This is a genomic window from Pseudomonas sp. 313 (assembly GCF_000316965.1).
GTDB lineage: Bacteria > Pseudomonadota > Gammaproteobacteria > Pseudomonadales > Pseudomonadaceae > Chryseomonas > Chryseomonas benzopyrenica.
Window position 1 is genome coordinate 197,491 of the sequence record NZ_ANBZ01000079.1, and the last position, 22,158, is coordinate 219,648.

Below are 22,158 nucleotides of genomic sequence, written 5' to 3' on the forward strand. Positions count from 1 at the left end.
AACCCTGCCAGGCCGGCGCAGAGGCGTCCACGCTAGGGGCGCAAGACGCCGCTCGCGTTCTCCACACCTGGCCTTGGGCGCCGTTGAAGCTTGGGCTCATGGAAATCCTCCGCCTACCCCATGGCAGCGGGGTAGGCTCTGGGTCAGCGTTGCGAGGCTTCGAAGACGGCGCGGAAGTCGGCCTTCTCGGCGTCGCTCAGCGGCAACAGCGGCAGGCGCGCGTTACCCGAGTTGAACCCGGCCAGCTCGCAACCGTACTTCACCTTCTGGATGAACTTGCCCTGCTCCATGCTCGCCATCACCGGGAACAGCGAACGCATGACCGCCTGAGCCCCCTGGATGTCGCCGGCGGTGAAGGCCTTGTGGAAGGCGACGATCTGATCCGGGAAACAGTTGGCCGGCCCGCAGATCCAGCTGGTGGCGCCCCACAGGAAGAAGTCCAGTGCCTGGTCATCCGAGCCGCAGGACAACTGGTAGGCGCCCTTGAAGGTCTCGCCGATCTCGATGGCGCGCAACAGATTGCCGGAGCTTTCCTTGATGCCGATGACGCGCGGGTGATCGCGAAAGGCTTCCAGCACCGACGTGCCGACTTCGACGTTGGTGCGGATGGGGTAGTTGTAGAGGATGACGTTAATGTCGGCGAAGGTATCCAGCACGACCTGATAATGGTTGATCAGCTCTTCCTGGGTCGGCAGGGCATAGAAGGGTGGGGCCAGCAGGATGTTGCTGAAGCCGCATTCGATGGCCTGGCGAATCTGCTCGATCACCTCACGGGTGCTGGCACCGTTGCAGTTGGCGATCAGGGTGCCCTTGCCTTCGGCTACCTCCTTGACCGTCTGCAGGACCAGGCGGCGTTCGGCGTTGTCGAGGGCGTAGTACTCGCCGGTGGAGCCCAGGGCCACGAAGCCGGACACCCCAGCCTTGAGTTGGTAGTCGACGATGGAGGCGAGCGTCGCGCAATCGACCTTGCCGGCCTTGTCGAAGGGGGTGACGAGAGCGGGAAGGATGCCGTGCATGTTCATGGAGTTACCTCTTCGGGATGGGGGTTCAGTAGGCGAAGCGTCTCAGCAGCCGGGCCTCGACGAGGCCGACCAGACGGGTCAGGGGAAAGGCGATGCAGAAGTAGATGACGGCGACCGCCGAGAGGAACTCGACCGGTCGCGCCGTGCTGTTGGAAAGGTTCTGGCCGACGAACATCAGGTCCGCCACCCCGACCGAGGAGATCAGGGCGCTTTCCTTGAACAGGCTGATGACGTTCGAGAGCAGCGGCGGTATGGCGCGCAGCAGCGCCTGGGGAAAGATCACATAGAGCACCTTCACCCCGGGCGTCAGGCCGAGGGCCACGCAGGCATCGTGCTGTTCGCCGGCGATGGACTTGAGGGCGCCGCGAAAGGTCTCGCTGGTGATGGCCGCCATGAACAGCGTGAGGGAGATCACCACCGACACATAGGGCGAGATCGACAGGCCGAACACCACGGGAAAGCAGAAGAACACCCAGAACAGCTGGATCAGTAATGGCGTGCCGCGAAAGAATTCCACATAGAGCCGGACCGGCGCCCGCAGCAGGCGACTGGGTGCCAGCTGCACCAGGCTCAGCCCGAAGCCCAGCAGGCTGCCCACCAGGGCGCAGCCGAGGGTAATGGTCAAGGTCAGCCCCAGGCCCTTGAGCAGCACCTGCCAGTAGCCGAGGACGATGGAGAAGTCGAGGTGCATATCCATCTCAGCGCTCCAGGGCCGCGTCTTGGCGGCGTTCGACGAACCGCACCAGCTGGGCGATCGGCAGGGACAGGGCGAAGTAGATCAGAGCGATCAGCGAGTAGGTTTCCAGCGGGCGATAGGCTTCGGTGGCGATGGACTTGCCGATGTACATCAGGTCGGCCACGGCCACGATGGCGACCAGGGCGCTCTGCTGGAGGATGCCGATGCCATTGGTCATCAGTACCGGCAGGGCGCTGCGCAGCGCCTGCGGTAGCACCACATAGAGGGTACGGTTCAGCGGTCCCAGGCCGAGAGCGACGCTGGCGTCCAGATGTTCGCGCGGCACGGCCTGAACGCCGGCGCGGTAGGCCTCGGCATTGAAGGCGGTGAGGTTCAGGCCCAGCGCCAGCACGCCCATGGTGATGGGGTCGACGAAGACGTTGAACAGCATGGGCACGCAATAGAAGAACCAGACGATCTGCAGCAGGACCGGGGTGCAGCGGAAGAACTCGATGAACAGCTGGGCGGGCAGCCGTACCAGGCGCCAGCGATTCAGGGTCAGCAGGCACAGCAGGAAACCCAGCACCAGGCCCATGAGATTGGCGGCCAGGGCGAGTTGCAGGGTCACCTTGAGGCCCTGCCAGAGCGGGCCCAGGGTGCCGTTGAGGAAATGGAAGTCGAATTGGTAGTTCATGGCGCCGTCCTCAATCCAGGTGCAGGACCTTTTCCAGGAATTCCCGGGTACGGGGCTCGCGTGGACGGCGGAACAGTTCCTCGGGCGGGCCTTCCTCGACCGGCCGGCCGTTGGCGCAGAACACCACGCGGGTCGCGATGTGCTTGGCGAAGTGCATGTCGTGGGTGACGATGATCATGGCCATGCGCTGCTCGGCCAGCTGCAGCATCACGTTCTGCACCTCGATCACCATTTCCGGGTCGAGGGCGGAGGTGACCTCGTCGAAGAGCATCAGCGCCGGTTCGAGCATCAGCGCGCGGGCGATGGCGACCCGCTGCTTCTGGCCACCCGAGAGCTGGCTGGGGTAGGCGTGCAGCTTGCTTTCCAGGCCCAGGCGGGCGAGGTACAGCCGGGCCTTTTCGGTGGCTTCCGCGCGGGACAGCCCGCGCACCTTCATGGGCGCCAGGACCAGATTGCCCAGCACCGACAGGTGGGGAAACAGGGTGTAGTGCTGGAAGACCATGCCGATCTGCCGGTGCAGTTCTCGATCCAGCACCTGACTGCGTCCGTTGCGACCTTCTATATAGGGCTGACCCTGGAAGTGGATGCGGCCATCCTGGATGCTTTCCAGCCCCATCATCACGCGTAGCAGCGAACTCTTGCCGCTGCCACTCGGGCCGATGATCACCAGACGGTCGTCGGCACGCATGTCCAGGCAGAAGTCGTCCATGACCTTGAGCTCCGGACCATAGCTCTTGCACACGTGCTGGAACTGGACGAAGCCATCGGGACCCGGGCGGGCCTCCGGTGCGGCAGTGGCAAGGGGCGTCGGCATGATGGAAACGGCTTTCATAGGGGCGAACTCCGGTAAGGACTCGTCAGGACGAGTCCTTTGTCTCAGCGGCGGATTACGGGGCTTTCTGGGCGTTGACCTGCTCGGAGGCCTTGTCCACGAGGGCGGCGATCTCACCCGTTTCGCGTCGCTGGGTGAGATAGATGTTCAACACCTGCATGTCGGCCCAGGAGATGTCGCGGCGCACGCCGAAGGCCACGCCCTGCTTGGCCAGCGCCGGCTTGGGCATCACTTCTTTGGCCCAGGTGGGGTTGGCGATGGCAAAGAGGTGATTGGTGTCGCTGGCATCGACCAGCACGTCGGCGCGGCGGGACATCACCGCCAGACGTGTCTCGTCCATACCGGGGAGACGCATCACGGTCCCTTGCTTGATGACGGCCGAGATCGCCTTGTCCGCGGCCGTACCGGACATCACCGCGAAGGTCACGCCGGGTTTGTCGTAGTCCGCCAAGGTCTCGCCGGCTTGGGCCAACTTGGGGTTGTCCTTGTTCAGCAACAGCGAGATCTGATAGTCAGTGGCGGCCGTGCTGAAGGCCACGGCCAGGGCCCGCTCGGGTGTCTGGTTGAGTGCCATGGCCAGATCCCACTTGCCGCCCTGCAGGCCGGCGACCAGGTTGTCCCAGTTGGTGTCGACGAACTCCACCTTGACCTTGAGCACCCGCTCGCCGAAGTCGCGGCACAGATCGACGAAGTAGCCGCTGTATTTCGCCGAGGCGGCATCACGCATCACATAGGGCGCGGCGACTGCGGCCCCGCATTTCAAGACGCCGGCTTTCTGGACTTGCTGCCACACGCCGGCCTGCTCGGCCTGAGCGGCCGGCTGCCAGAGCAGGGCGCCGGCGATTGCCAGACTACCTAGGACTGCACGAAGGGATTGCGAACGCGATAGACGCCGAGCCATAGCTGCTACTCCATTTGGACGATTGTTATAGGCAGGAGGCAAAAAAGCTTTTTTGTGTATTTCGTTGTATTCAGCGCTGCATGCAGATTAGGAGTGGCGAATTGGGACTGTCAACGGGCTTCCTCAGCAGCGCTGCCGTAAAAGTGCTGCAGCTCCAGTTGAGCTCAGCCGGTAAATCCTTGATATGCCGAAATAAAAGGCTACTTACCGCGGCAGGAAAAAAATTTCCCAAAAACGGAACCAGAGACTTAACGTGATTTTTACTGAATCCAAGTGTGAGAAAAAAACCATTTAACTCACGCAAAGCTGAACGTACTCTGCAGGCTCAACGTCACCGCCCCGAGGCCCTGTCATGAACCAGCCGCTGACCGTTTCCCCACCCGTCGCCGCGCAGCTCAATCTGCGCGCCCACTGGATGCCCTTCACCGCCAATCGCGCCTTCCAGAAGGATCCGCGCATCGTGGTGGCCGCCGAGGGCAGCTGGCTGACGGACGACCAGGGTCGGCGCATCTACGACAGCCTCTCCGGACTCTGGACCTGCGGCGCCGGTCACTCGCGCAAGGAGATCCAGGAGGCCGTGGCACGTCAGCTGGGTACCCTCGACTATTCGCCAGGCTTCCAGTACGGCCATCCGCTGTCCTTCCAGCTGGCCGAAAAGATGGCCGAACTGACCCCGGCCGGTCTGGATCATGTCTTCTTCACCGGCTCGGGTTCCGAGAGCGCCGACACCTCGGTCAAGCTGGCGCGGGCCTACTGGCGCATCAAGGGGCAACCGGCCAAGACCAAGCTGATCGGCCGGGCCCGCGGCTACCACGGCGTCAACATTGCCGGCACCAGCCTGGGCGGCATCGGCGGCAACCGGAAGCTGTACGGCTCCTTCATGGACGTCGACCATCTGCCCCATACCCTGCAACCGGGCATGGCCTTCACCAAGGGCATGGCCGAGACCGGCGGCGTCGAGCTGGCCAACGAGCTGCTCAAGCTCATCGAGCTGCACGATGCCTCCAATATCGCGGCCGTCATCGTCGAGCCCATGTCCGGCTCGGCCGGGGTGATCGTGCCGCCGGTGGGCTATCTGCAACGCCTGCGCGAGATCTGCACCCAGCACGACATCCTGCTGATCTTCGACGAGGTCATCACTGCCTTTGGCCGCATGGGACGTCACACCGGCGCCGAATACTTCGGCGTGACGCCAGACCTGATGAACGTCGCCAAGCAAGTCACCAACGGCGCCGTGCCCCTGGGCGCGGTGATCGCCAGCAGCGCCATCTACGACACTTTCATGAACCAGGCCACCCCTGAGCACATGGTCGAGTTTCCCCACGGCTACACCTATTCGGCTCATCCGGTGGCCTGTGCCGCGGGTCTGGCGGCGCTGGAGCTCATGGAGCGGGAGAACCTCGTACAACAGGCCGCCGAGTTGGCACCCAAGTTCGAGGCCTCGCTGCATGGCCTCAAGGGGGCCAAGCACGTGGTGGACATTCGCAATTGCGGCCTAGCCGGTGCCCTGCAGCTCGCCCCGCGCGATGGCGATGCGGTAATCCGCCCGTTCGAGGCCGGTATCGCCCTGTGGAAGGCCGGCTTCTATGTGCGTTTCGGTGGCGACACCCTGCAATTCGGGCCTACCTTCAACGCCAGGATCGAAGACCTGGATCGTGTCTTCGCCGCGGTCGGTGATGTCCTCAATCGCCTCGACTGACCCTCTTTCCGGCGCTCCTCAGCGGGAGCGCCCATCCCTCGTACAAGGAGTCCTTTCATGAGCCTCAAGCATCTCATCGGCGGCCAGCTGGTCGACGGTGGCAGCCGTCGCGCACCCGTCTACAACCCCTCCACGGGTGCAGTGATCCGCGAAGTGCCCTTGGCCGATGCGGCCACTCTGCAGCAGGCCGTCGACGCCGCCCAGGCCGCCTTTCCCGCCTGGCGCAACACCCCACCGGCCAAGCGCGCCCAGGTGCTGTTCCGCTTCAAGCAGCTGCTGGAAAGCAACGAAGACCGCCTGGTGCAGCTGATCAGCGAAGAGCACGGCAAGACCCTGGAAGATGCCGCCGGCGAATTGCGCCGTGGCATCGAGAACGTCGAATACGCCACTGCCGCACCCGAGCTGCTCAAGGGCGAATACAACCGCAACGCCGGTCCGAGCATCGACACCTGGTCCGACTTCCAGCCCCTGGGCGTGGTAGCCGGCATCACCCCCTTCAACTTCCCGGCCATGGTGCCGCTGTGGATGTATCCGCTGGCCATCGCCTGCGGCAACACCTTCATCCTCAAGCCCAGCGAGCGCGACCCCAGTTCCACCCTGGCCATCGCCCAGCTGTTCGAGGAAGCCGGCCTGCCCAAGGGCGTGCTCAACGTGGTGCACGGTGACAAGGAAGCCGTGGACGGCCTGATCGACGCCCCCGAGGTCAAGGCGCTGAGCTTCGTCGGCTCCACCCCCATCGCCGAATACATCTATGCCCGCGGCACCGCCAAGGGCAAGCGCGTCCAGGCCCTGGGCGGCGCCAAGAACCACGCGGTGGTCATGCCCGATGCCGACCTCGGCAATACCGTCAATGCTCTGATGGGCGCCGCCTATGGCTCCTGCGGCGAACGCTGCATGGCCATCTCGGTGGCGGTCTGCGTCGGTGACCAGGTCGCCGATGCCCTGATCGCCCGACTGGTGCCAGAGATCGAGAAGCTCAAGGTTGGCCCCGGCACCCAGTGCGGCCTGGACATGGGCCCACTGGTGACCGGCGCGCATTTGGACAAGGTCACCGGCTACGTCGTCGATGGCGTCGCCGCTGGCGCCAAGCTGGTGGTGGACGGCCGCAGCCTCAAGGTCGCCGATCACGAAGAAGGCTTCTTCCTCGGTGGCTGCCTGTTCGATCAGGTCACCCCGGAGATGCGCATCTACAAGGAAGAGATCTTCGGACCGGTGCTCTGCGTGGTGCGGGTCAAGAGCCTGGAAGAGGGCATCGCCCTGATCAATGCCCACGAATACGGCAATGGCACCTGCATCTTCACCCGCGACGGCGAAGCGGCGCGGCTGTTCGCCGATCAGATCGAAGTGGGCATGGTTGGCATCAACGTGCCGTTGCCAGTGCCGGTGGCCTACCACAGCTTCGGCGGCTGGAAGAGATCGCTGTTCGGCGACCTCCACGCCTATGGCCCCGACGGTGTGCGCTTCTACACCCGTCGCAAGACCATCACCCAGCGTTGGCCGCAACGTGAGACCCAGGAGGCTTCGCAGTTCGCCTTCCCCAGCAACGGTTGAGCCTGTTTAAAGGCTGCTGCGCGTCGGCCAAACGGCGTTGAAAATGCCCTGGGTCGCCAGCCCGGTCCGCTTCCTCAGGCATTTTCGCCTTGTTTGTCTCTAGCTCGCGAGCCTTTAAATAAGCTCGGAAAGGCTCATTCCTTGGCCTGCCGCACAGCGGGCCGGCCAGGGAAGGCTTTACCCTTCGGCTGCCCTCCATTGCCGAAGCTTCCATGCCTGCCCCTACCTTCACAGCCGTCGCCCGTCTCGGGTGTGTGATTGGCCTCCTGCTCGCGAGTCTGACCGGCTGTAGCAGCCAGTCCGCTCAGGACATTGCCCGGCAATTCGGCAAGACCCGCCCCAGCGAATTCCTGCAGACCAGCTCCGACCGCATGGCTACCCTCGCCATGCAGGCCAATCTGCAGAGTCTCTACCGGCTGATGAACAAGCTCTACCTGCGCAATCCGGCCGAATGGAAGAAGACTGGGCTGCCCGATGCCGCCAGCGCCGAGCGCGAGATCCGCATGGCCATCGAGCAGCAGCGCAGCCTGCCGGCACTGGGCGGACGCAAGGACGTGGCGGCCCTGAGCTACGTGCTGGGTGACGATTACCAGGGTGACCGCGTCGGTGCTTTCATCTATGCCATCGGCAGCATGATCATCGCCGCCCACGGCAATCGCACCGAGTTCTACATCACCGATGTGGTGAATGCGCGCTTCGTCAACAACGCGGCCCGCAACATCGAGAAGGCCACCTGGCTGCTCGGCCAGCGCAAGAACGCCGAGGGCGAACCGCTGCTGTTCGCCAACGAGATCTCGGAGGAGGGCAGCAACCTCAGCTTCGCCACCGAGTTCGGCAAGATCGTCGCTCGCCTGGACCTGCTCGCCCAGTTGCTGGACGAGCGCTATCGGCGCATCGGCGTCAACTACGCCCAGAGCCTGCTGTTCATCAACTTCCTGCCGGTGCAGTAGCGATCACAGCGGCTTGGTCAGTTCCTTGGCGCGGTCATAGGCCTTGGAGAAGCCCTTGAGCGACAGGCTTTCGCTGGCGGTCTCGCCGTTGGCGACCGGGGTGGTCACGGTCAGGCGCCCACCGCGCTGCAGCTGCTTGAAGACGTCACCGACGAATTCCACCGGCACCACGCAGCCCTGGGGGATGCAGGTATGGAAGGGCCGATTCTCCAGGCTGCGCTTGTCGATCTGCAGCGAGATCGGCTTGGTCACCGCCACGCCGAAGGGCAGCACCAGGATGCCGTCCACGCCTTCGCGATTGGGGCGCAGCTCGGTGACCAGCATGCGCTGGCCCTTGGCGCTGTCCTTCTGCTGGGTGATGGCGCACAGCTGTACGGAACGGTCCGCATTACGGGCGATGCGGCAGATCACCTGCCAGTCGCCATACTTCTCCGTGACCGACGGCTGGGGTTCCTGGGCGTTGGCAGGCGCCGACTGGGCGAAGGCCTGGCCGGCGAGCAGCAGGGGCGCGAGGAACAGGGCCGGGCGGAGAAAGCGATAAGACATGGAGAGTCCTTGGCAGGAGGAAAAGAGCCTCAAGGGTAGGCCATCGCTCCGCCAGGGAACACCCCGGCACGACGATCAGACCTTTTTGACGAACTCGGATTTGAGCTTCATCGCACCTATGCCCTCGATCTTGCAGTCGATGTCGTGATCGCCATCGACCAGGCGGATGTTCTTGACCTTGGTGCCGACCTTGACCACCAGGGACGAGCCCTTGACCTTGAGATCCTTGATCACGCTGACGGTGTCGCCGTCCTGCAGGGTATTGCCGACCGCATCGCGGATCACCTTGGCCTCGTCCGTGGCGCCGGTGTCACCGGGCGTCCATTCGTGGGCGCACTCCGGACAGATCAGCTGAGCGCCGTCGGCGTAGGTGTATTCGGAAGCACAGAGGGGGCAGGGCGGCAGAGCGGTCATGTCGAAGGACACCTGGCTGGAAAAGCCGCGCATTGTATAGGGTTTTAGCCGCGCCCGGGTGTCTGTGAGGCCGTTGCACTAGGCGGCCAGCTGCACCTCGACCACGGTGCCATTGTCGTTGCGATAGCGGGCTTCGCCGCCGAGCTGTTCGGCCAGGCTGTTGATGATCTTGAAGCCCAGGCGCTGGCTGGTGCGCGGATTGAACTGCTGCGGCATGCCCCGACCATTGTCGGCGATGCGCAACAGCAGTCGCTGATCGTCGTCGCGTTGCAGGCTGATGCTGATCAGCCCACGCTGGCTGGCGTCGAAGGCGTGCTTGAGGGAGTTGGTCACCACCTCGGCCACCAGCATCGACAGGGTGGTCAGGCGGGGAAGGTCGAAATTCAGCGGCTCGGCAGTGATGGCGCAGGAGACATTGGCCTGTCCCGCGGCGGCCAGCAGGTCATTGGTCAGCAGCTGCAGGTGGTGAGCCACTGGCTGGTCGGCATCGGCGGGGTCGTGCAGGCGCCGATGAATGCGCGAGATGCTCTCCAGTCGCGAGCGCGCCTCTTCCAGGGCCTGGGACGCCTGGCTGTCTCCGGGCAACTTGAGTTGCTGCAGCATGAGCAACGAGGCGATGAACTGGATGTTGTTGGCGACCCGGTGCTGCAACTCCTGGAACATCGTCGTCTGGACGTTGTAAAGGTCGTGGATCACCTTCTGTTCGGCGCGCAGCCGGGCGCTTGCTCTATGCATGTAGTGGATCAGGGCGATGTCCACACCGACGATGACCACGTAGAAGGCCAGGGCCAGAAAGCCCTGGGCGCCGACATCGAAGGTCCAGCCCGGAGGAATGAAGAAGTACCAGGCGGCCAACCCGGACAGCACGGCGCACAGGGTGCCGGCGCGGCTGCCGCAAAAGAAGGTGGTCAGGATGACGGCGGGAAAGAAGGTGAGGTAGGGAAAGCCCTGCAGCAGGACGTCCACCAGGGCGAAGCGTGCCGCCAGGGCCAGGGCGAACGCCAGCAGCGCGAGGCCGTAGGCCAGTACCGGGCGAGCGCGGATCCTGCTGCTGAGATCGCTGATCCAATGACAACGAGACGACGGATCCAAGGCTCTAACCTGTGGGGTAGACAACGGCGGCGCAAGCTTAACGTATAGCGGTCTCGCTTAGGGGGATGAGCGCACCAAAGGTGGCTTTGCCCGGTCCGACGGCGGCAGCTTGTACAAGAGTTGGACCGCCTCGGCCGTTTCCCCCGCTCGCTAATCGGTCAGGTATGTTTCTTGTACAACAGTGCCCTTGGTCGTACAGCTCAAGACGCTAGTGGATTGCTATGGTCAAACGATTGAAATCTTTCAATCACAGGATCCGCTCATGAATCGCCAGCGTGTGCTAGTCGCCGAGGATGAGCCTGTTCTGCGCGAGCTGTTGCAGGAACTCTTCGAAGGCTGGGGTTACCAGGTGTATGCCTTTGGCAGCGCGGATGCCGCCTGCGCCTTCTTGCAGGAAGCGCAGCCCAAGCTGGATCTGCTCTTTACCGATGTGCGGATGCCGGGTCTTCTGAGTGGTGTGGATCTGGCACTCCAGGCGCGTGGCCGTCAGGCCCACCTGCCCATCGTCATCACCTCGGGCTATTGCGACGACAACCCTGCTCGCGCGGCGCGGGCGACCTTTCTGCCCAAACCCTGGGATCTGGAGGCGTTGCACCGCAGTTGCCCAGCGCCCGGTGCTCAAATGAATCCTGTCTAAGTACTCGACAGCTGTGGCGCTGACCAAATCGCGCCCATGAAAAAGCCCGTAGCGGTCGCCCGCTACGGGCTTTTTCAGATTTTGGCTCCGCGACCTGGACTCGAACCAGGGACCCAATGATTAACAGTCATTTGCTCTACCGACTGAGCTATCGCGGAACAACGGGGCGTATCTTACTGATAGATAACGGGAAGTCAAGCCTCGGTGGCACCAGAAAAACGGGCCGCCGAACGCTCGTCGTCAGCCCTGCAATACCGCGGCGATGGCCTGGATGGTGGGCGGCAGATTGCGCTCGTTCAACGCGGCCACACAGATGCGTCCGGTACTGACCGCATAGATGCCGAATTCGCTCTTCAGCCGCTCGACCTGCTCGGCGGTGAGGCCGGAGTAGGAGAACATGCCGCGCTGGGCGTTGACGAAGGCGAAGTCGCGGGTAGCGCCAGCCGCGGCCAAGCCTTCCACCAGGGCGTTGCGCATGGTGCGAATGCGCTGGCGCATTTCCCCCAGCTCGGCTTCCCACAGGGCGCGCAGCTCGGGATTGCTCAGCACGCTGGCGACGATGGTGGCGCCATGGGTCGGCGGGTTGGAGTAGTTGGTGCGAATGACCCGTTTGATCTGGGACAGCACCCGGGCGCTTTCCTCGCGGCTTTCGCTGACCAGGGTCAAGGCGCCGACCCGCTCGCCGTACAGGGAGAAGGACTTGGAGAAGGAGCTGGAGACCAGGAAGGTCAGACCGGAATCGGCGAACAGGCGTACGGCCTGGGCGTCTTCCTCGATGCCGTCGCCAAAGCCCTGGTAGGCGATGTCGAGGAAGGGCACCAGGTTACGCGCCTTGACCACGTCCAGCACCGCTTGCCAATCGGCCGGTTGCAGATCCACGCCGGTGGGGTTGTGGCAGCAGGCGTGCAGCACTACCACTGAGCGCTCCGGCAATGCCTGGAGGTCGGCCAGGAAACCGGCGCGGTTCAGGCCATTGCTGGCGGCGTCGTAGTAGCGATAGTTCTGCACGGGAAAACCGGCGCCCTCGAACAGCGCGCGGTGGTTTTCCCAGCTCGGGTCACTGATGGCGACCACGGCATCCGGCAGCAGCCGCTTGAGGAAGTCGGCACCGATCTTCAAGGCGCCGGTGCCGCCGACGGCCTGGACGGTGATGGCGCGACCTTCGCGCACCAGGCTCGACTCGGCGCCGAACAGCAGGTGCTGCACGGCCTGGTCGTAGGCGGCGATGCCCTCGATGGGCAGGTAGCCACGCGGCGCCTGAGCGGCCACGCGCTGGCGCTCGGCCTCGGCCACGGCGCGCAGCAGCGGAATGCGGCCCTGCTCGTCGTAGTAGACCCCCACGCCCAGATTGACCTTGTGCGGACGGGCGTCGGCGTTATAGGCCTCGTTCAGGCCAAGGATGGGGTCGCGGGGTGCCATTTCGACGGCGGAGAACAAACTCATGGGGCAGGGGCTCGAATGAGGGGTGAAGGGAAGGGCGGAACGCTTAGGAACCAGGAGTATAGCCCCCTGCAGGCACCATCGCGACCCGACCTCGGTAGGAGATTTCCTGACGTGCGGCGCTGCGGGCGGATTGCAAAGGGGCGCATGCGACCTCATCTAGGGGCTTCCAGCTTTTTCCTCGCCCACACCGCCCTGGCCTTGCGTCAGCGCGGTGGTGTCCGTGCATTTCCGCGCTACTGAGGCAGCCATGTCCGCATTCCAGCTCTCCACCCGCTACACCCCGGCCGGCGACCAGCCCGAAGCCATTCGCCAGATGGTGGAAGGCCTGGAGGCGGGCCTGTCGCATCAGACCCTGCTCGGCGTGACCGGCTCGGGCAAGACCTTCAGCATCGCCAACGTCATCGCCCAGGTGCAGCGCCCGACCATGGTGCTGGCGCCGAACAAGACCCTGGCCGCCCAGCTCTATGGCGAATTCAAGGCCTTCTTCCCGAACAACTCGGTGGAGTACTTCGTCTCCTACTACGACTACTACCAGCCGGAAGCCTATGTGCCCTCGTCGGACACCTTCATCGAGAAGGACTCGTCCATCAACGATCACATCGAGCAGATGCGCCTGTCCGCCACCAAGGCCTTGCTGGAGCGCAAGGACGCCATCATCGTCGCCTCGGTATCCTCCATCTACGGCCTGGGCAGTCCCGAGGCCTACCTGAAGATGGTCTTGCACCTGGATCGCGGCGACCGCATCGACCAGCGCACCATCCTGCGCCGGCTGGCCGAGTTGCAGTACAGCCGCAACGACATGGAATTCGCCCGCGCCACCTTCCGGGTACGCGGCGACGTCATCGACATCTTCCCCGCGGAATCCGATCTGGAAGCGGTGCGTATCGAGCTGTTCGACGACGAGGTGGAGAGTCTGTCGGCCTTCGATCCGCTGACCGGCGAGGTGATCCGCAAACTGCCGCGCTTCACCTTCTATCCCAAGACCCACTACGCCACGCCGCGCGAGACCCTGCTGGGCGCCATCGAGAACATCAAGCTGGAGCTCGCCGACCGCCTCGAATGGCTGCGCAGCCAGAATCGTCTGCTCGAAGCCCAGCGGCTGGAGCAGCGCACTCGCTTCGACCTGGAGATGATCCTCGAACTGGGCTATTGCAACGGCATCGAGAACTACAGCCGCTACCTGTCCGGGCGTGGTCCGGGCGAGCCGCCCCCCACCCTCTATGACTATCTGCCGAGCAATGCCCTGCTGGTAATCGACGAATCCCACGTCACCGTTCCGCAGATCGGCGCCATGTTCAAGGGCGACCGCTCGCGCAAGGAAACCCTGGTGGAATACGGCTTCCGCCTGCCCTCGGCGCTGGACAACCGGCCGCTCAAGTTCGAGGAATGGGAAGCCGGCGCGCCCCAGACCATCTTCGTCTCGGCGACCCCCGGTCCCTATGAGGAAGAACACGCCGGCCGCGTGGTCGAGCAGGTGGTGCGCCCCACCGGCCTGGTCGACCCCATCATCGAGATCCGTCCGGCCACCACCCAGGTGGACGATCTGCTCTCCGAGATCCGCCTGCGCGTGGCCCAGGAGGAGCGGGTGCTCTGTACCACCCTGACCAAGCGCATGGCCGAGGACCTCACCGACTACCTGGCCGATCACGACGTGCGGGTGCGCTACCTGCACTCGGACATCGACACCGTGGAGCGGGTGGAGATCATCCGCGACCTGCGCCTGGGCACCTTCGACGTGCTGGTGGGCATCAACCTCTTGCGCGAGGGCCTGGACATGCCCGAGGTCTCCCTGGTGGCGGTGCTCGACGCCGACAAGGAAGGCTTTCTGCGTTCCGAGCGCTCGCTGATCCAGACCATCGGCCGGGCGGCGCGCAACCTCAACGGCAAGGCCATCCTCTATGCCGACAACATGACCGGCTCCATGCAGCGGGCCATCGACGAGACCGAACGCCGGCGCAACAAGCAGCTGGCCTTCAACGAAGAGCACGGCATCGTGCCCCAGGGTATCAAGAAGGACATTCGCGACATCATGGAAGGCGCCGCGGCCCCGGGTGCCAAGGGCAAGCGTCGCGTGGCCAAGGCCGCCGAGGAGCAGGGTGAGTACGCCGCCGAACTGCGCTCGCCGAGCGAGATCGGCAAGCGCATCCGTCAGCTCGAAGAAAAGATGCTGCAACTGGCGCGCGACCTGCAGTTCGAGTCCGCTGCCCAGCTGCGTGACGAGATCCAGGCGCTGCGCGAGCGCCTGGTCCAGGTGTAAGCCTGCTCCAACTGGCAGCGCCGACCCCGGCGCTGCTACCATTCCGCCTTTGCCCCTTCGCGTTTTTCGAGAAAGCCGATGACCACCGTTCGCACGCGCATCGCGCCGTCGCCCACCGGCGACCCGCATGTCGGTACCGCCTATATCGCCCTGTTCAACCTCTGCTTCGCCCGTCAGCACGGGGGGCAGTTCATTCTGCGCATCGAGGATACCGACCAGGTCCGTTCGACCCGCGAATCCGAACAACAGATCTACGATGCTCTGCGCTGGCTGGGCATCGAGTGGGACGAGGGCCCGGACGTCGGTGGCCCCCATGGCCCCTATCGGCAGAGCGAACGCGGTGAGATCTACTGGAAGTACGCTCGTGAGCTGGTGGAGAAGGGCCATGCCTTCTACTGCTTCGCCACGCCCGAAGAACTCGACCAGATGCGTGCCGAGCAGCAGGCGCGCGGCGAGACCCCGCGCTACGACGGTCGCGGCCTGCGCCTGAGCCAGGACGAGGTGCAACAGCGCCTGGACGCCGGCCAGCCCTATGTGATCCGCATGAAGGTGCCGGAGGAGGGCGTCTGCGTCGTTCCCGACCTGCTGCGTGGTGATGTCGAGATCCCCTGGGATCGCATGGACATGCAGGTGCTGATGAAGGCCGACGGCCTGCCCACCTATTTCCTGGCCAACGTGGTCGACGACCACCTGATGGGCATCACCCACGTCCTGCGTGGCGAGGAGTGGCTGCCCTCGGCGCCCAAGCTGATCAAGCTCTACGAGTACTTCGGCTGGGAACAGCCCCAACTCTGCTACATGCCGCTGCTGCGCAATCCGGACAAGAGCAAGCTTTCCAAGCGCAAGAATCCCACCTCGGTGACCTTCTACCAGCGCATGGGCTACCTGCCCGAGGCCATGCTCAACTACCTCGGCCGCATGGGCTGGTCCATGCCCGACGAGCGCGAGAAGTTCACCCTAGACGAGATGGTCGAGCATTTCGACCTCCAGCGCGTGTCCCTGGGCGGTCCGATCTTCGACGTCGAGAAGCTCTCTTGGCTCAACGGCCAGTGGCTGCGCGAGCTGAGCCCCGAGCGCTTCGCCGCCGAGGTGCAGCAATGGGCGCTCAATCCCGAGTACCTGCTCAAGATCGCCCCCCTGGTGCAGCAGCGCGTCGAGACCTTCAGCCAGATCGCCCCACTGGCCGGCTTCTTCTTCAGTGGCGCCCTGAATCTGGATCCGGCGCTGTTCCAGCACAAGAAGCTGTCCGCCGACCAGGTCCGCCTGGTCATGCAGCTGCTGCTGTGGAAGCTCGAAGCCCTGCGCCAGTGGGACAAGGAGCGCATCACCGCGGTGATCCAGGCCGTCGCCGAGCACCAGCAGCTCAAGCTGCGCGACGTCATGCCGCTGCTGTTCGCCGCCATCACCGGCCAGGCCAGTTCGGTCTCGGTGCTGGATGCCATGGAAATCCTCGGGCCGGACCTCACCCGCTTCCGCCTGCGCCAGGCGGTCGAGTTGCTGGGTGCGCCTTCCAAGAAGGAAACCAAGGAGTGGGAGAAGCTGCTGGCCGAACTCGGCTAACCGGCTTCCGGCCGACCCGCCCTGGGGTCGGCCTCTCGCTTGCGCCAGGACGGACCCATGACCTCCCAGCGGCACACTGTGCCGGAACACGTGCTGGCCTTGCTCAACGCGACGCGGATGATCGCCCTGGCGGTCAATCTCCATCGCCAGGCCGGATTGCCGACCGGCGCGCGATCCTCGATCTGACCCTGACGATCAACCCGTGACCGGGTCGTTACAGCGCCATCAGCGAGGGGCTTTCCGTCGCGCAGGCGCAACTTCGATTGGTCCGCGACCCGCCTTGGCTTTAAGATGGCGCCCATTTTCGGCGGCCCGACCGTCGTCATCGCAAGTTGAAGAGGTCTCCATGAGCTGCGATTTCCTGGCACAAGCCCTTCCCGGCGTACAGAAACTTTCGCCCTACGTGCCCGGCAAGCCCGTCGATGAACTGGCCCGCGAGCTGGGTATGGCGCCGGCCAGCATCGTCAAGCTCGCCAGCAACGAGAACCCCCTCGGGCCCAGCGCCAAGGCCCTCGACGCCATCCGCGCCGAACTGGCCGAGCTGACCCGCTATCCCGATGGCAACGCCTTCGACCTCAAGCAGGCCCTGAGCGAGCGTTTCGGCGTGGCCGCCACTGGCATCACCCTGGGCAACGGCTCCAACGACATCCTCGAACTGGTCGCCCGCGCCTACCTGGCACCCGGCTACAACGCCGTGTTCAGCGAGCATGCCTTCGCCGTCTATCCCCTGGTGACCCTGGCCATCGGTGCGGAAGGCCGTAGCGTCCTGGCCAAGGACTACGGGCATGACCTCGAGGCCATGCTCGCCGCCGTCGATGCCGACACCCGGGTGGTCTTCGTCGCCAACCCCAACAATCCCACCGGCACCTGGTTCGACAGCGAGGCCCTGGCGCGCTTCCTCGCCCGCGTACCCGAGCACGTCCTGGTGGTACTGGACGAGGCCTACATCGAATACGCCGAAGGTGATGAACTGCCGGACGGCCTGGCGTTCCTGGCCCAGTATCCCAACCTCATCGTCTCGCGGACCTTTTCCAAGGCCTATGGCCTGGCTGCCCTGCGCGTCGGCTATGCCTTCTCCTCGCCGACCGTGGCCGATGTCCTCAACCGGGTGCGCCAGCCGTTCAACGTCAACAGCCTGGCCCAGGCGGCGGCCTGTGCGGCTTTGGCCGATAGCGATTACCTGGCCCGCAGCCGCGCCCTCAACGATGCCGGCATGGCCCAGCTGGAAGCCGGTTTCCGCGATCTCGACCTCAAGTGGATCCCCTCCCGTGGCAATTTCATTGCCGTGGACCTGGGGCGCGAGGCCGCGCCGATCAACCAGGGGCTGCTGCAGGAGGGCGTCATCGTGCGGCCCGTCGCCGGCTATGGCATGCCTACCTTCCTGCGCGTCTCCATCGGCACCGAAGCGGAAAATGCTCGTTTCCTGGCGGCGCTGAGCAAGGTCCTGGGTCGTGGCTGAAGTGGCCACCCCCCTGATCGAACGTCTCGTCGTTGTCGGCCTGGGCCTGATCGGCGGCTCCTTCGCCAAGGGCGCCCGCGCCAGCGGCCTCTGCCGTGAGGTGGTCGGGGTCGACCGGGATCCGGAGACTCGCCGGCTGGCGGTCGAACTGGGCGTCGTCGACCGCTGCGTCGCCGAGCTGGCCGAGGCCTGCCCGGGTGCCGACGTCATCCAGCTCGCCGTACCGATTCTCGCCATGGAGCGGGTGCTGGCCGATCTTGCGGCCCTGCCACTGCAGGGCGCCATCCTCACCGACGTCGGCAGCGCCAAGGGCAATGTGGTACGCGCTGCGCGGCGGGCCTTCGCCGGCCAGTCGCTGCGCTTCGTGCCGGGTCATCCCATCGCCGGCTCCGAGCGCAGTGGCGTCACGGCGGCCAATGCGGCGCTGTTCAATCGCCACAAGGTCATCCTGACGCCCCTGGAAGAAACCCTGCCGACCGATCTGGACAAGGTCGATCGGCTCTGGCGCGCCATAGGGGCCGATGTCGAGCACATGACCGTCGAGCACCACGACCAGGTTCTCGCCGCCACCAGCCATCTGCCCCATCTACTTGCCTTCAATCTGGTGGACTCCCTGGCCAAGCGCAGCGAGAACCGCGAAATCTTCCACTACGCCGCTGGTGGCTTTCGCGATTTCACCCGCATCGCCGGCAGCGATCCGACCATGTGGCACGACATCTTCATCGCCAACCGCGAAGCCGTGCTGCAGGCGCTGGACACCTATCGCACCGATCTCGACGAACTGCGCGGCGCCATCCAGGCCGGCGATGGTCAGTTCCTCATGGAGGTGCTGACCCATGCGCGCGGCGCGCGCGAATACTTCGGGCGCATCCTCGCCAGTCGTACCCAGGCTGGCGCCCAGGTCGCCGCCCATCATTCTCTTACGGAGGGGCACTCATGAGCAGTACCGCACCCGTCATCACCCTCGATGGTCCCGGCGGTTCGGGGAAAGGCACCCTCGCGGCGCTGGTCGCCCGGCAGCTCGGCTGGAATCTGCTGGATTCCGGCGCGCTCTATCGCCTGCTGGCCTTCGCTGCGCGCAACCATGGCGTGGACTACACCAACGAGGAGTCGCTCAAGCTGCTGGCGGCCCATCTGGACGTCCAGTTCCTCGCCGGCCATGAACACGGCCAGCGCATCATTCTCGAAGGCGAGGACGTCACCGATGTCATCCGGACCGAGGAAGTCGGCGCCGGTGCCTCCCAGGTCGCCACCCTGCCGGCCGTGCGCGATGCCCTGCTGCAGCGCCAGCAGGCGTTCCGCGAAGCGCCCGGTCTGGTCGCCGACGGTCGCGACATGGGCACCGTGGTGTTCCCGGACGCCGAGCTGAAGATCTTTCTGACCGCCGGTGCCGAGGAACGGGCACAGAGGCGTTATCTTCAGTTGAAGCAGAAGGGCGAAAATGTTAGCTTGCCTGCCCTCCTGGAAGAGATCCGTGAGCGGGACGCCCGCGATAGTCAGCGTAGCGTTGCTCCGCTCAAGCCGGCCGACGATGCCGTCGAGCTGGATTCCACGCATCTCTCCATACAACAGGTATTGGAACGCATCCTGACCCTGGCCGCCGAACGCGACCTGGCGGGATGAAGGCCGAGACTCATCCGAGTCGTCGGTGAAAGCTGCCGGGAACCAGTCGCATCCCGGCAGCCGGATGGTAACCACTCACCCCGCATGGGCTGGTCATGCGGTAGCCGGATACATCGGGTATCCATACAACAGGTATAAACATGAGCGAAAGCTTCGCAGAACTCTTTGAAGAAAGTCTGAAATCCCTCGACATGCAGCCGGGCGCCATCATCGTCGGCACCGTGGTGTCGATCGATGGCGACTGGGTTGTGGTCGATACCGGCCTGAAATCCGAAGGCCTGGTTCCGCTCGAGCAGTTCTACAACGAACAAGGCGAGCTGACCATCAACGTGGGTGACGAAGTCCACGTAGCCCTGGATGCCGTCGAAGACGGTTTCGGCGAAACCAAAGTGTCTCGCGAAAAGGCCAAGCGCGCCGAGTCCTGGCTGGTCCTGGAAGCCGCGTTCAGCGCCGACGAAGTGGTCAAGGGTGTCATCAACGGCAAGGTCAAGGGCGGTTTCACCGTCGACGTCAGCGGCATCCGCGCGTTCCTGCCGGGCTCCCTGGTCGATGTCCGTCCGGTGCGTGACACCACTCACCTGGAAGGCAAGGAACTCGAGTTCAAGGTCATCAAGCTGGACCAGAAGCGCAACAACGTTGTCGTTTCCCGTCGTAGCGTCCTGGAAGCCGAGAACAGCGCCGAGCGTGAAGCTCTGCTGGAATCCCTGCAGGAAGGCCAGCAAGTCAAGGGTATCGTCAAGAACCTCACCGACTACGGTGCGTTCGTCGACCTGGGCGGCGTAGACGGCCTGCTGCACATCACCGACATGGCCTGGAAGCGTATCAAGCATCCGTCGGAAATCGTCAATGTCGGCGACGAGATCGACGTCAAGGTGCTGAAGTTCGACCGCGAGCGCAACCGCGTCTCCCTGGGTCTGAAGCAGCTGGGCGAAGATCCGTGGGTCGCCATCAAGGCCCGTTACCCGGAAGGCACCCGCGTTCAGGCGCGCGTCACCAACCTCACCGACTACGGCTGCTTCGCCGAGCTGGAAGAGGGCGTGGAAGGCCTGGTGCACGTTTCCGAAATGGATTGGACCAACAAGAACATCCACCCGTCCAAGGTCGTTCAGGTCGGCGACGAAGTGGAAGTCATGGTTCTGGATATCGACGAAGAGCGTCGTCGTATCTCCCTGGGCATCAAGCAGTGCCGCGCTAACCCGTGGGAAGAGTTCTCGGGTCAGTTCAACAAGGGCGACCGCATCTCCGGCACCATCAAGTCGATCACCGATTTCGGTATCTTCATTGGTCTGGAAGGCGGCATCGATGGCCTGGTACACCTGTCCGACATCTCCTGGAACGAAACCGGCGAAGAAGCCGTGCGTCGCTTCAAGAAGGGTGACGAGCTGGACACTGTGATCCTGTCCGTTGATCCGGAGCGCGAGCGCATCTCCCTGGGCATCAAGCAGCTGGAAGACGATCCGTTCTCCAACTACGCCTCCCTGAACGAGAAAGGCACCATCGTGCGCGGTACCGTCAAGGAAGTCGATGCCAAGGGCGCTGTCATCACCCTGGGCAGCGAGATCGAAGGCGTCTTGAAGGCGTCCGAAATCAGCCGTGATCGCGTTGAAGACGCCCGTAACGTGCTGAAGGAAGGCGACGAAGTCGAAGCCAAGATCATCAGCATCGATCGCAAGAGCCGCGTGATCAGCCTCTCCGTCAAGTCCAAGGACGTCGACGACGAGAAGGAAGCCATGAGCTCCCTGCGTAGCAAGCAAGAGCCTGCTGCTGGCCCCACCACCATCGGCGACCTGATCAAGGCGCAGATGGAAAGCCAGAACTAAGTTCGAGCTTGAATAAAAGGCGGCCCTTCGGGGTCGCTTTTTTTTTGTCTGGAAGAAAGCGGGCAGGGTGGTCACGACCCGTAAAAAGTTGTGGAGGCCAAAGCCGCCAGCTTGACTTTTCAAAAATCGGCCAGCGTGCTAAAAGTCCTTGAAGGTGATCTAGCCGCTTGATAACGAAGGAAAAATCCATGACCAAGTCGGAGTTGATCGAGCGCATCGTTTCCTATCAGGGGCAGCTGTCGTCCAGGGACGTCGAGCTGGCGATCAAGACCATGCTGGAGCAGATGGCCCAGGCGCTTTCCACCGGGGACCGTATCGAGATCCGAGGTTTCGGCAGCTTCTCTCTGCACTATCGGGCTCCGCGTACCGGGCGCAATCCCAAGACTGGCGAGTCGGTCTTGCTGGACGGCAAGTTCGTTCCGCACTTCAAGCCGGGTAAGGAGTTGAGGGACAGGGTCAACGAGCTGGAGCCATAAAGCCGTCGCTGGTTTCCCGCCTTTTCTTCGTCTCTCGCCAAAGTTTTGATTTTCCTGTCTTTTTTGCTTTCCTCAAAGCTGTCAAAAAAGCGTTATCGATAAGGTCTTTATCGGTATTTTGACGTTTACAAAAAAAGTCAAGACGTTTTGATATTTTTGTAGACGGGTTCCGATTTTTGTATGAGACTTCCTTCACATAAGGTCTTGGGTGACCTCGTAGTCCACGCCGAGTGAGGAAGTTGTCATGCGCCACTATCTTTTCATCTGGATCGGTATCGCCGCCTGCTTCACCAGCATGCACTTCGGCCACCCTTTCCTGGCAGTAGCCGCTCTGGCCGGTAGCTGGATGGTTGCGCTGTTCCTGCAGCCCGCTCAGCGTGTCGAGAGCTTCTCGCGTCACTATGTCGCCCAGCCGGCCGCGCGCTTCCAGGCCGTTGAAGTCCAGACTTCCGCCAAGACCTTCTAAGGTTCTTAAGTTTTTTCGGCCCGCCGCGCTCAGGTTCGGC

At 63.7% G+C, this 22,158-nt stretch carries 21 protein-coding genes, 1 tRNA gene and 1 pseudogene; 13 read left to right on the forward strand and 10 right to left on the reverse strand.

The window, feature by feature from the left end:
* Window positions 1-143 precede the first annotated feature (143 nt).
* The 5 genes from C722_RS0119040 to C722_RS0119060 are packed head-to-tail and all read right to left on the reverse strand — an operon-like array spanning window position 144 to window position 4,125.
* A complete protein-coding gene (locus tag C722_RS0119040; RefSeq protein WP_017642041.1) occupies window positions 144-1,022 on the reverse strand; it encodes a dihydrodipicolinate synthase family protein in 879 nt (292 codons plus the stop codon).
* A 25-nt stretch (window positions 1,023-1,047) separates the two neighbouring features.
* Window positions 1,048-1,713 (reverse strand): amino acid ABC transporter permease, encoded by a 666-nt coding sequence (locus tag C722_RS0119045; protein WP_026083959.1) that lies wholly within the window; start codon window positions 1,711-1,713, stop codon window positions 1,048-1,050.
* A gap of 7 nt (window positions 1,714-1,720) precedes the next feature.
* On the reverse strand, window positions 1,721-2,392 hold the full coding sequence (locus tag C722_RS0119050; RefSeq protein WP_017642043.1) for an amino acid ABC transporter permease: 672 nt from the start codon (window positions 2,390-2,392) through the stop codon (window positions 1,721-1,723).
* A 10-nt stretch (window positions 2,393-2,402) separates the two neighbouring features.
* A complete protein-coding gene (locus tag C722_RS0119055) occupies window positions 2,403-3,224 on the reverse strand; it encodes an ATP-binding cassette domain-containing protein (protein WP_017642044.1) in 822 nt (273 codons plus the stop codon).
* Window positions 3,225-3,279: 55 nt separating this feature from the next.
* Window positions 3,280-4,125: a transporter substrate-binding domain-containing protein gene (locus C722_RS0119060; protein WP_017642045.1), complete on the reverse strand. Its 846-nt coding sequence runs from the start codon at window positions 4,123-4,125 to the stop codon at window positions 3,280-3,282.
* 352 nt (window positions 4,126-4,477) lie between these two features.
* Here C722_RS0119060 and C722_RS0119065 point away from each other — a divergent pair, with 352 nt between their 5' ends.
* The 3 genes from C722_RS0119065 (at window position 4,478) to C722_RS0119075 (ending at window position 8,325) form a co-directional block, all read left to right on the forward strand.
* Window positions 4,478-5,824 carry an aspartate aminotransferase family protein gene (locus C722_RS0119065; RefSeq protein WP_017642046.1) on the forward strand — a complete coding sequence of 449 codons (1,347 nt, stop codon included), beginning with the start codon at window positions 4,478-4,480 and terminating at the stop codon, window positions 5,822-5,824.
* Window positions 5,825-5,881: 57 nt separating this feature from the next.
* Window positions 5,882-7,375, forward strand: a complete 1,494-nt coding sequence (locus C722_RS0119070) for a CoA-acylating methylmalonate-semialdehyde dehydrogenase (protein ID WP_017642047.1) — start codon at window positions 5,882-5,884, stop codon at window positions 7,373-7,375.
* A 212-nt stretch (window positions 7,376-7,587) separates the two neighbouring features.
* Entirely contained in the window at window positions 7,588-8,325 is a 738-nt protein-coding gene (locus C722_RS0119075; protein WP_051226183.1) for a hypothetical protein, read from the forward strand.
* 3 nt (window positions 8,326-8,328) lie between these two features.
* Here C722_RS0119075 and C722_RS0119080 read toward each other — a convergent pair whose 3' ends face one another.
* The 3 genes from C722_RS0119080 to C722_RS0119090 form a co-directional block, all read right to left on the reverse strand.
* The gene (locus C722_RS0119080; RefSeq protein ID WP_017642049.1) at window positions 8,329-8,871 is read right to left on the reverse strand and encodes an invasion associated locus B family protein; all 543 of its coding nucleotides are present in this window, start codon (window positions 8,869-8,871) and stop codon (window positions 8,329-8,331) included.
* A gap of 75 nt (window positions 8,872-8,946) precedes the next feature.
* On the reverse strand, window positions 8,947-9,285 hold the full coding sequence (locus C722_RS0119085) for a zinc ribbon domain-containing protein YjdM (RefSeq protein ID WP_026083960.1): 339 nt from the start codon (window positions 9,283-9,285) through the stop codon (window positions 8,947-8,949).
* A gap of 78 nt (window positions 9,286-9,363) precedes the next feature.
* Complete coding sequence (locus C722_RS0119090) at window positions 9,364-10,377, reverse strand: sensor histidine kinase (RefSeq protein ID WP_017642051.1); 1,014 nt, start codon at window positions 10,375-10,377, stop codon at window positions 9,364-9,366.
* 262 nt (window positions 10,378-10,639) lie between these two features.
* On the opposite strand from C722_RS0119090, the gene C722_RS0119095 reads away from it, so the two are divergent.
* Window positions 10,640-11,014 (forward strand): response regulator, encoded by a 375-nt coding sequence (locus tag C722_RS0119095; protein WP_017642052.1) that lies wholly within the window; start codon window positions 10,640-10,642, stop codon window positions 11,012-11,014.
* Window positions 11,015-11,096: 82 nt separating this feature from the next.
* On the opposite strand, the gene C722_RS0119100 is transcribed toward C722_RS0119095, so the two are convergent.
* Window positions 11,097-11,172: transfer RNA gene (locus C722_RS0119100), tRNA-Asn, on the reverse strand.
* Between the two features lie 82 nt (window positions 11,173-11,254).
* Entirely contained in the window at window positions 11,255-12,457 is a 1,203-nt protein-coding gene (locus tag C722_RS0119105; RefSeq protein WP_017642053.1) for an amino acid aminotransferase, read from the reverse strand.
* 247 nt (window positions 12,458-12,704) lie between these two features.
* Between C722_RS0119105 and uvrB the strand changes: the two genes are divergently transcribed.
* The 9 genes and pseudogenes from uvrB (at window position 12,705) to C722_RS0119150 (ending at window position 22,118) form a co-directional block, all read left to right on the forward strand.
* Complete coding sequence (gene uvrB / locus C722_RS0119110) at window positions 12,705-14,714, forward strand: excinuclease ABC subunit UvrB (RefSeq protein WP_017642054.1); 2,010 nt, start codon at window positions 12,705-12,707, stop codon at window positions 14,712-14,714.
* Between the two features lie 78 nt (window positions 14,715-14,792).
* Window positions 14,793-16,274, forward strand: a complete 1,482-nt coding sequence (gene gltX, locus C722_RS0119115; RefSeq protein WP_017642055.1) for a glutamate--tRNA ligase — start codon at window positions 14,793-14,795, stop codon at window positions 16,272-16,274.
* A gap of 57 nt (window positions 16,275-16,331) precedes the next feature.
* The gene (locus C722_RS26780) at window positions 16,332-16,460 is read left to right on the forward strand and encodes a hypothetical protein (protein ID WP_017642056.1); all 129 of its coding nucleotides are present in this window, start codon (window positions 16,332-16,334) and stop codon (window positions 16,458-16,460) included.
* A 160-nt stretch (window positions 16,461-16,620) separates the two neighbouring features.
* The gene (hisC, locus tag C722_RS0119125) at window positions 16,621-17,733 is read left to right on the forward strand and encodes a histidinol-phosphate transaminase (protein WP_017642057.1); all 1,113 of its coding nucleotides are present in this window, start codon (window positions 16,621-16,623) and stop codon (window positions 17,731-17,733) included.
* Window positions 17,726-18,649: pseudogene (locus C722_RS0119130) on the forward strand (prephenate dehydrogenase/arogenate dehydrogenase family protein); the annotation flags it as partial. The gene hisC and the pseudogene C722_RS0119130, both read left to right, overlap by 8 nt.
* A gap of 20 nt (window positions 18,650-18,669) precedes the next feature.
* The gene (cmk, locus tag C722_RS0119135; protein ID WP_007160398.1) at window positions 18,670-19,356 is read left to right on the forward strand and encodes a (d)CMP kinase; all 687 of its coding nucleotides are present in this window, start codon (window positions 18,670-18,672) and stop codon (window positions 19,354-19,356) included.
* A 140-nt stretch (window positions 19,357-19,496) separates the two neighbouring features.
* Entirely contained in the window at window positions 19,497-21,176 is a 1,680-nt protein-coding gene (gene rpsA, locus C722_RS0119140; protein WP_017642059.1) for a 30S ribosomal protein S1, read from the forward strand.
* A gap of 188 nt (window positions 21,177-21,364) precedes the next feature.
* Entirely contained in the window at window positions 21,365-21,652 is a 288-nt protein-coding gene (gene ihfB / locus C722_RS0119145) for an integration host factor subunit beta (RefSeq protein WP_007160396.1), read from the forward strand.
* 244 nt (window positions 21,653-21,896) lie between these two features.
* Entirely contained in the window at window positions 21,897-22,118 is a 222-nt protein-coding gene (locus tag C722_RS0119150; RefSeq protein WP_017642060.1) for a hypothetical protein, read from the forward strand.
* The last annotated feature ends 40 nt before the right edge of the window (window positions 22,119-22,158 follow it).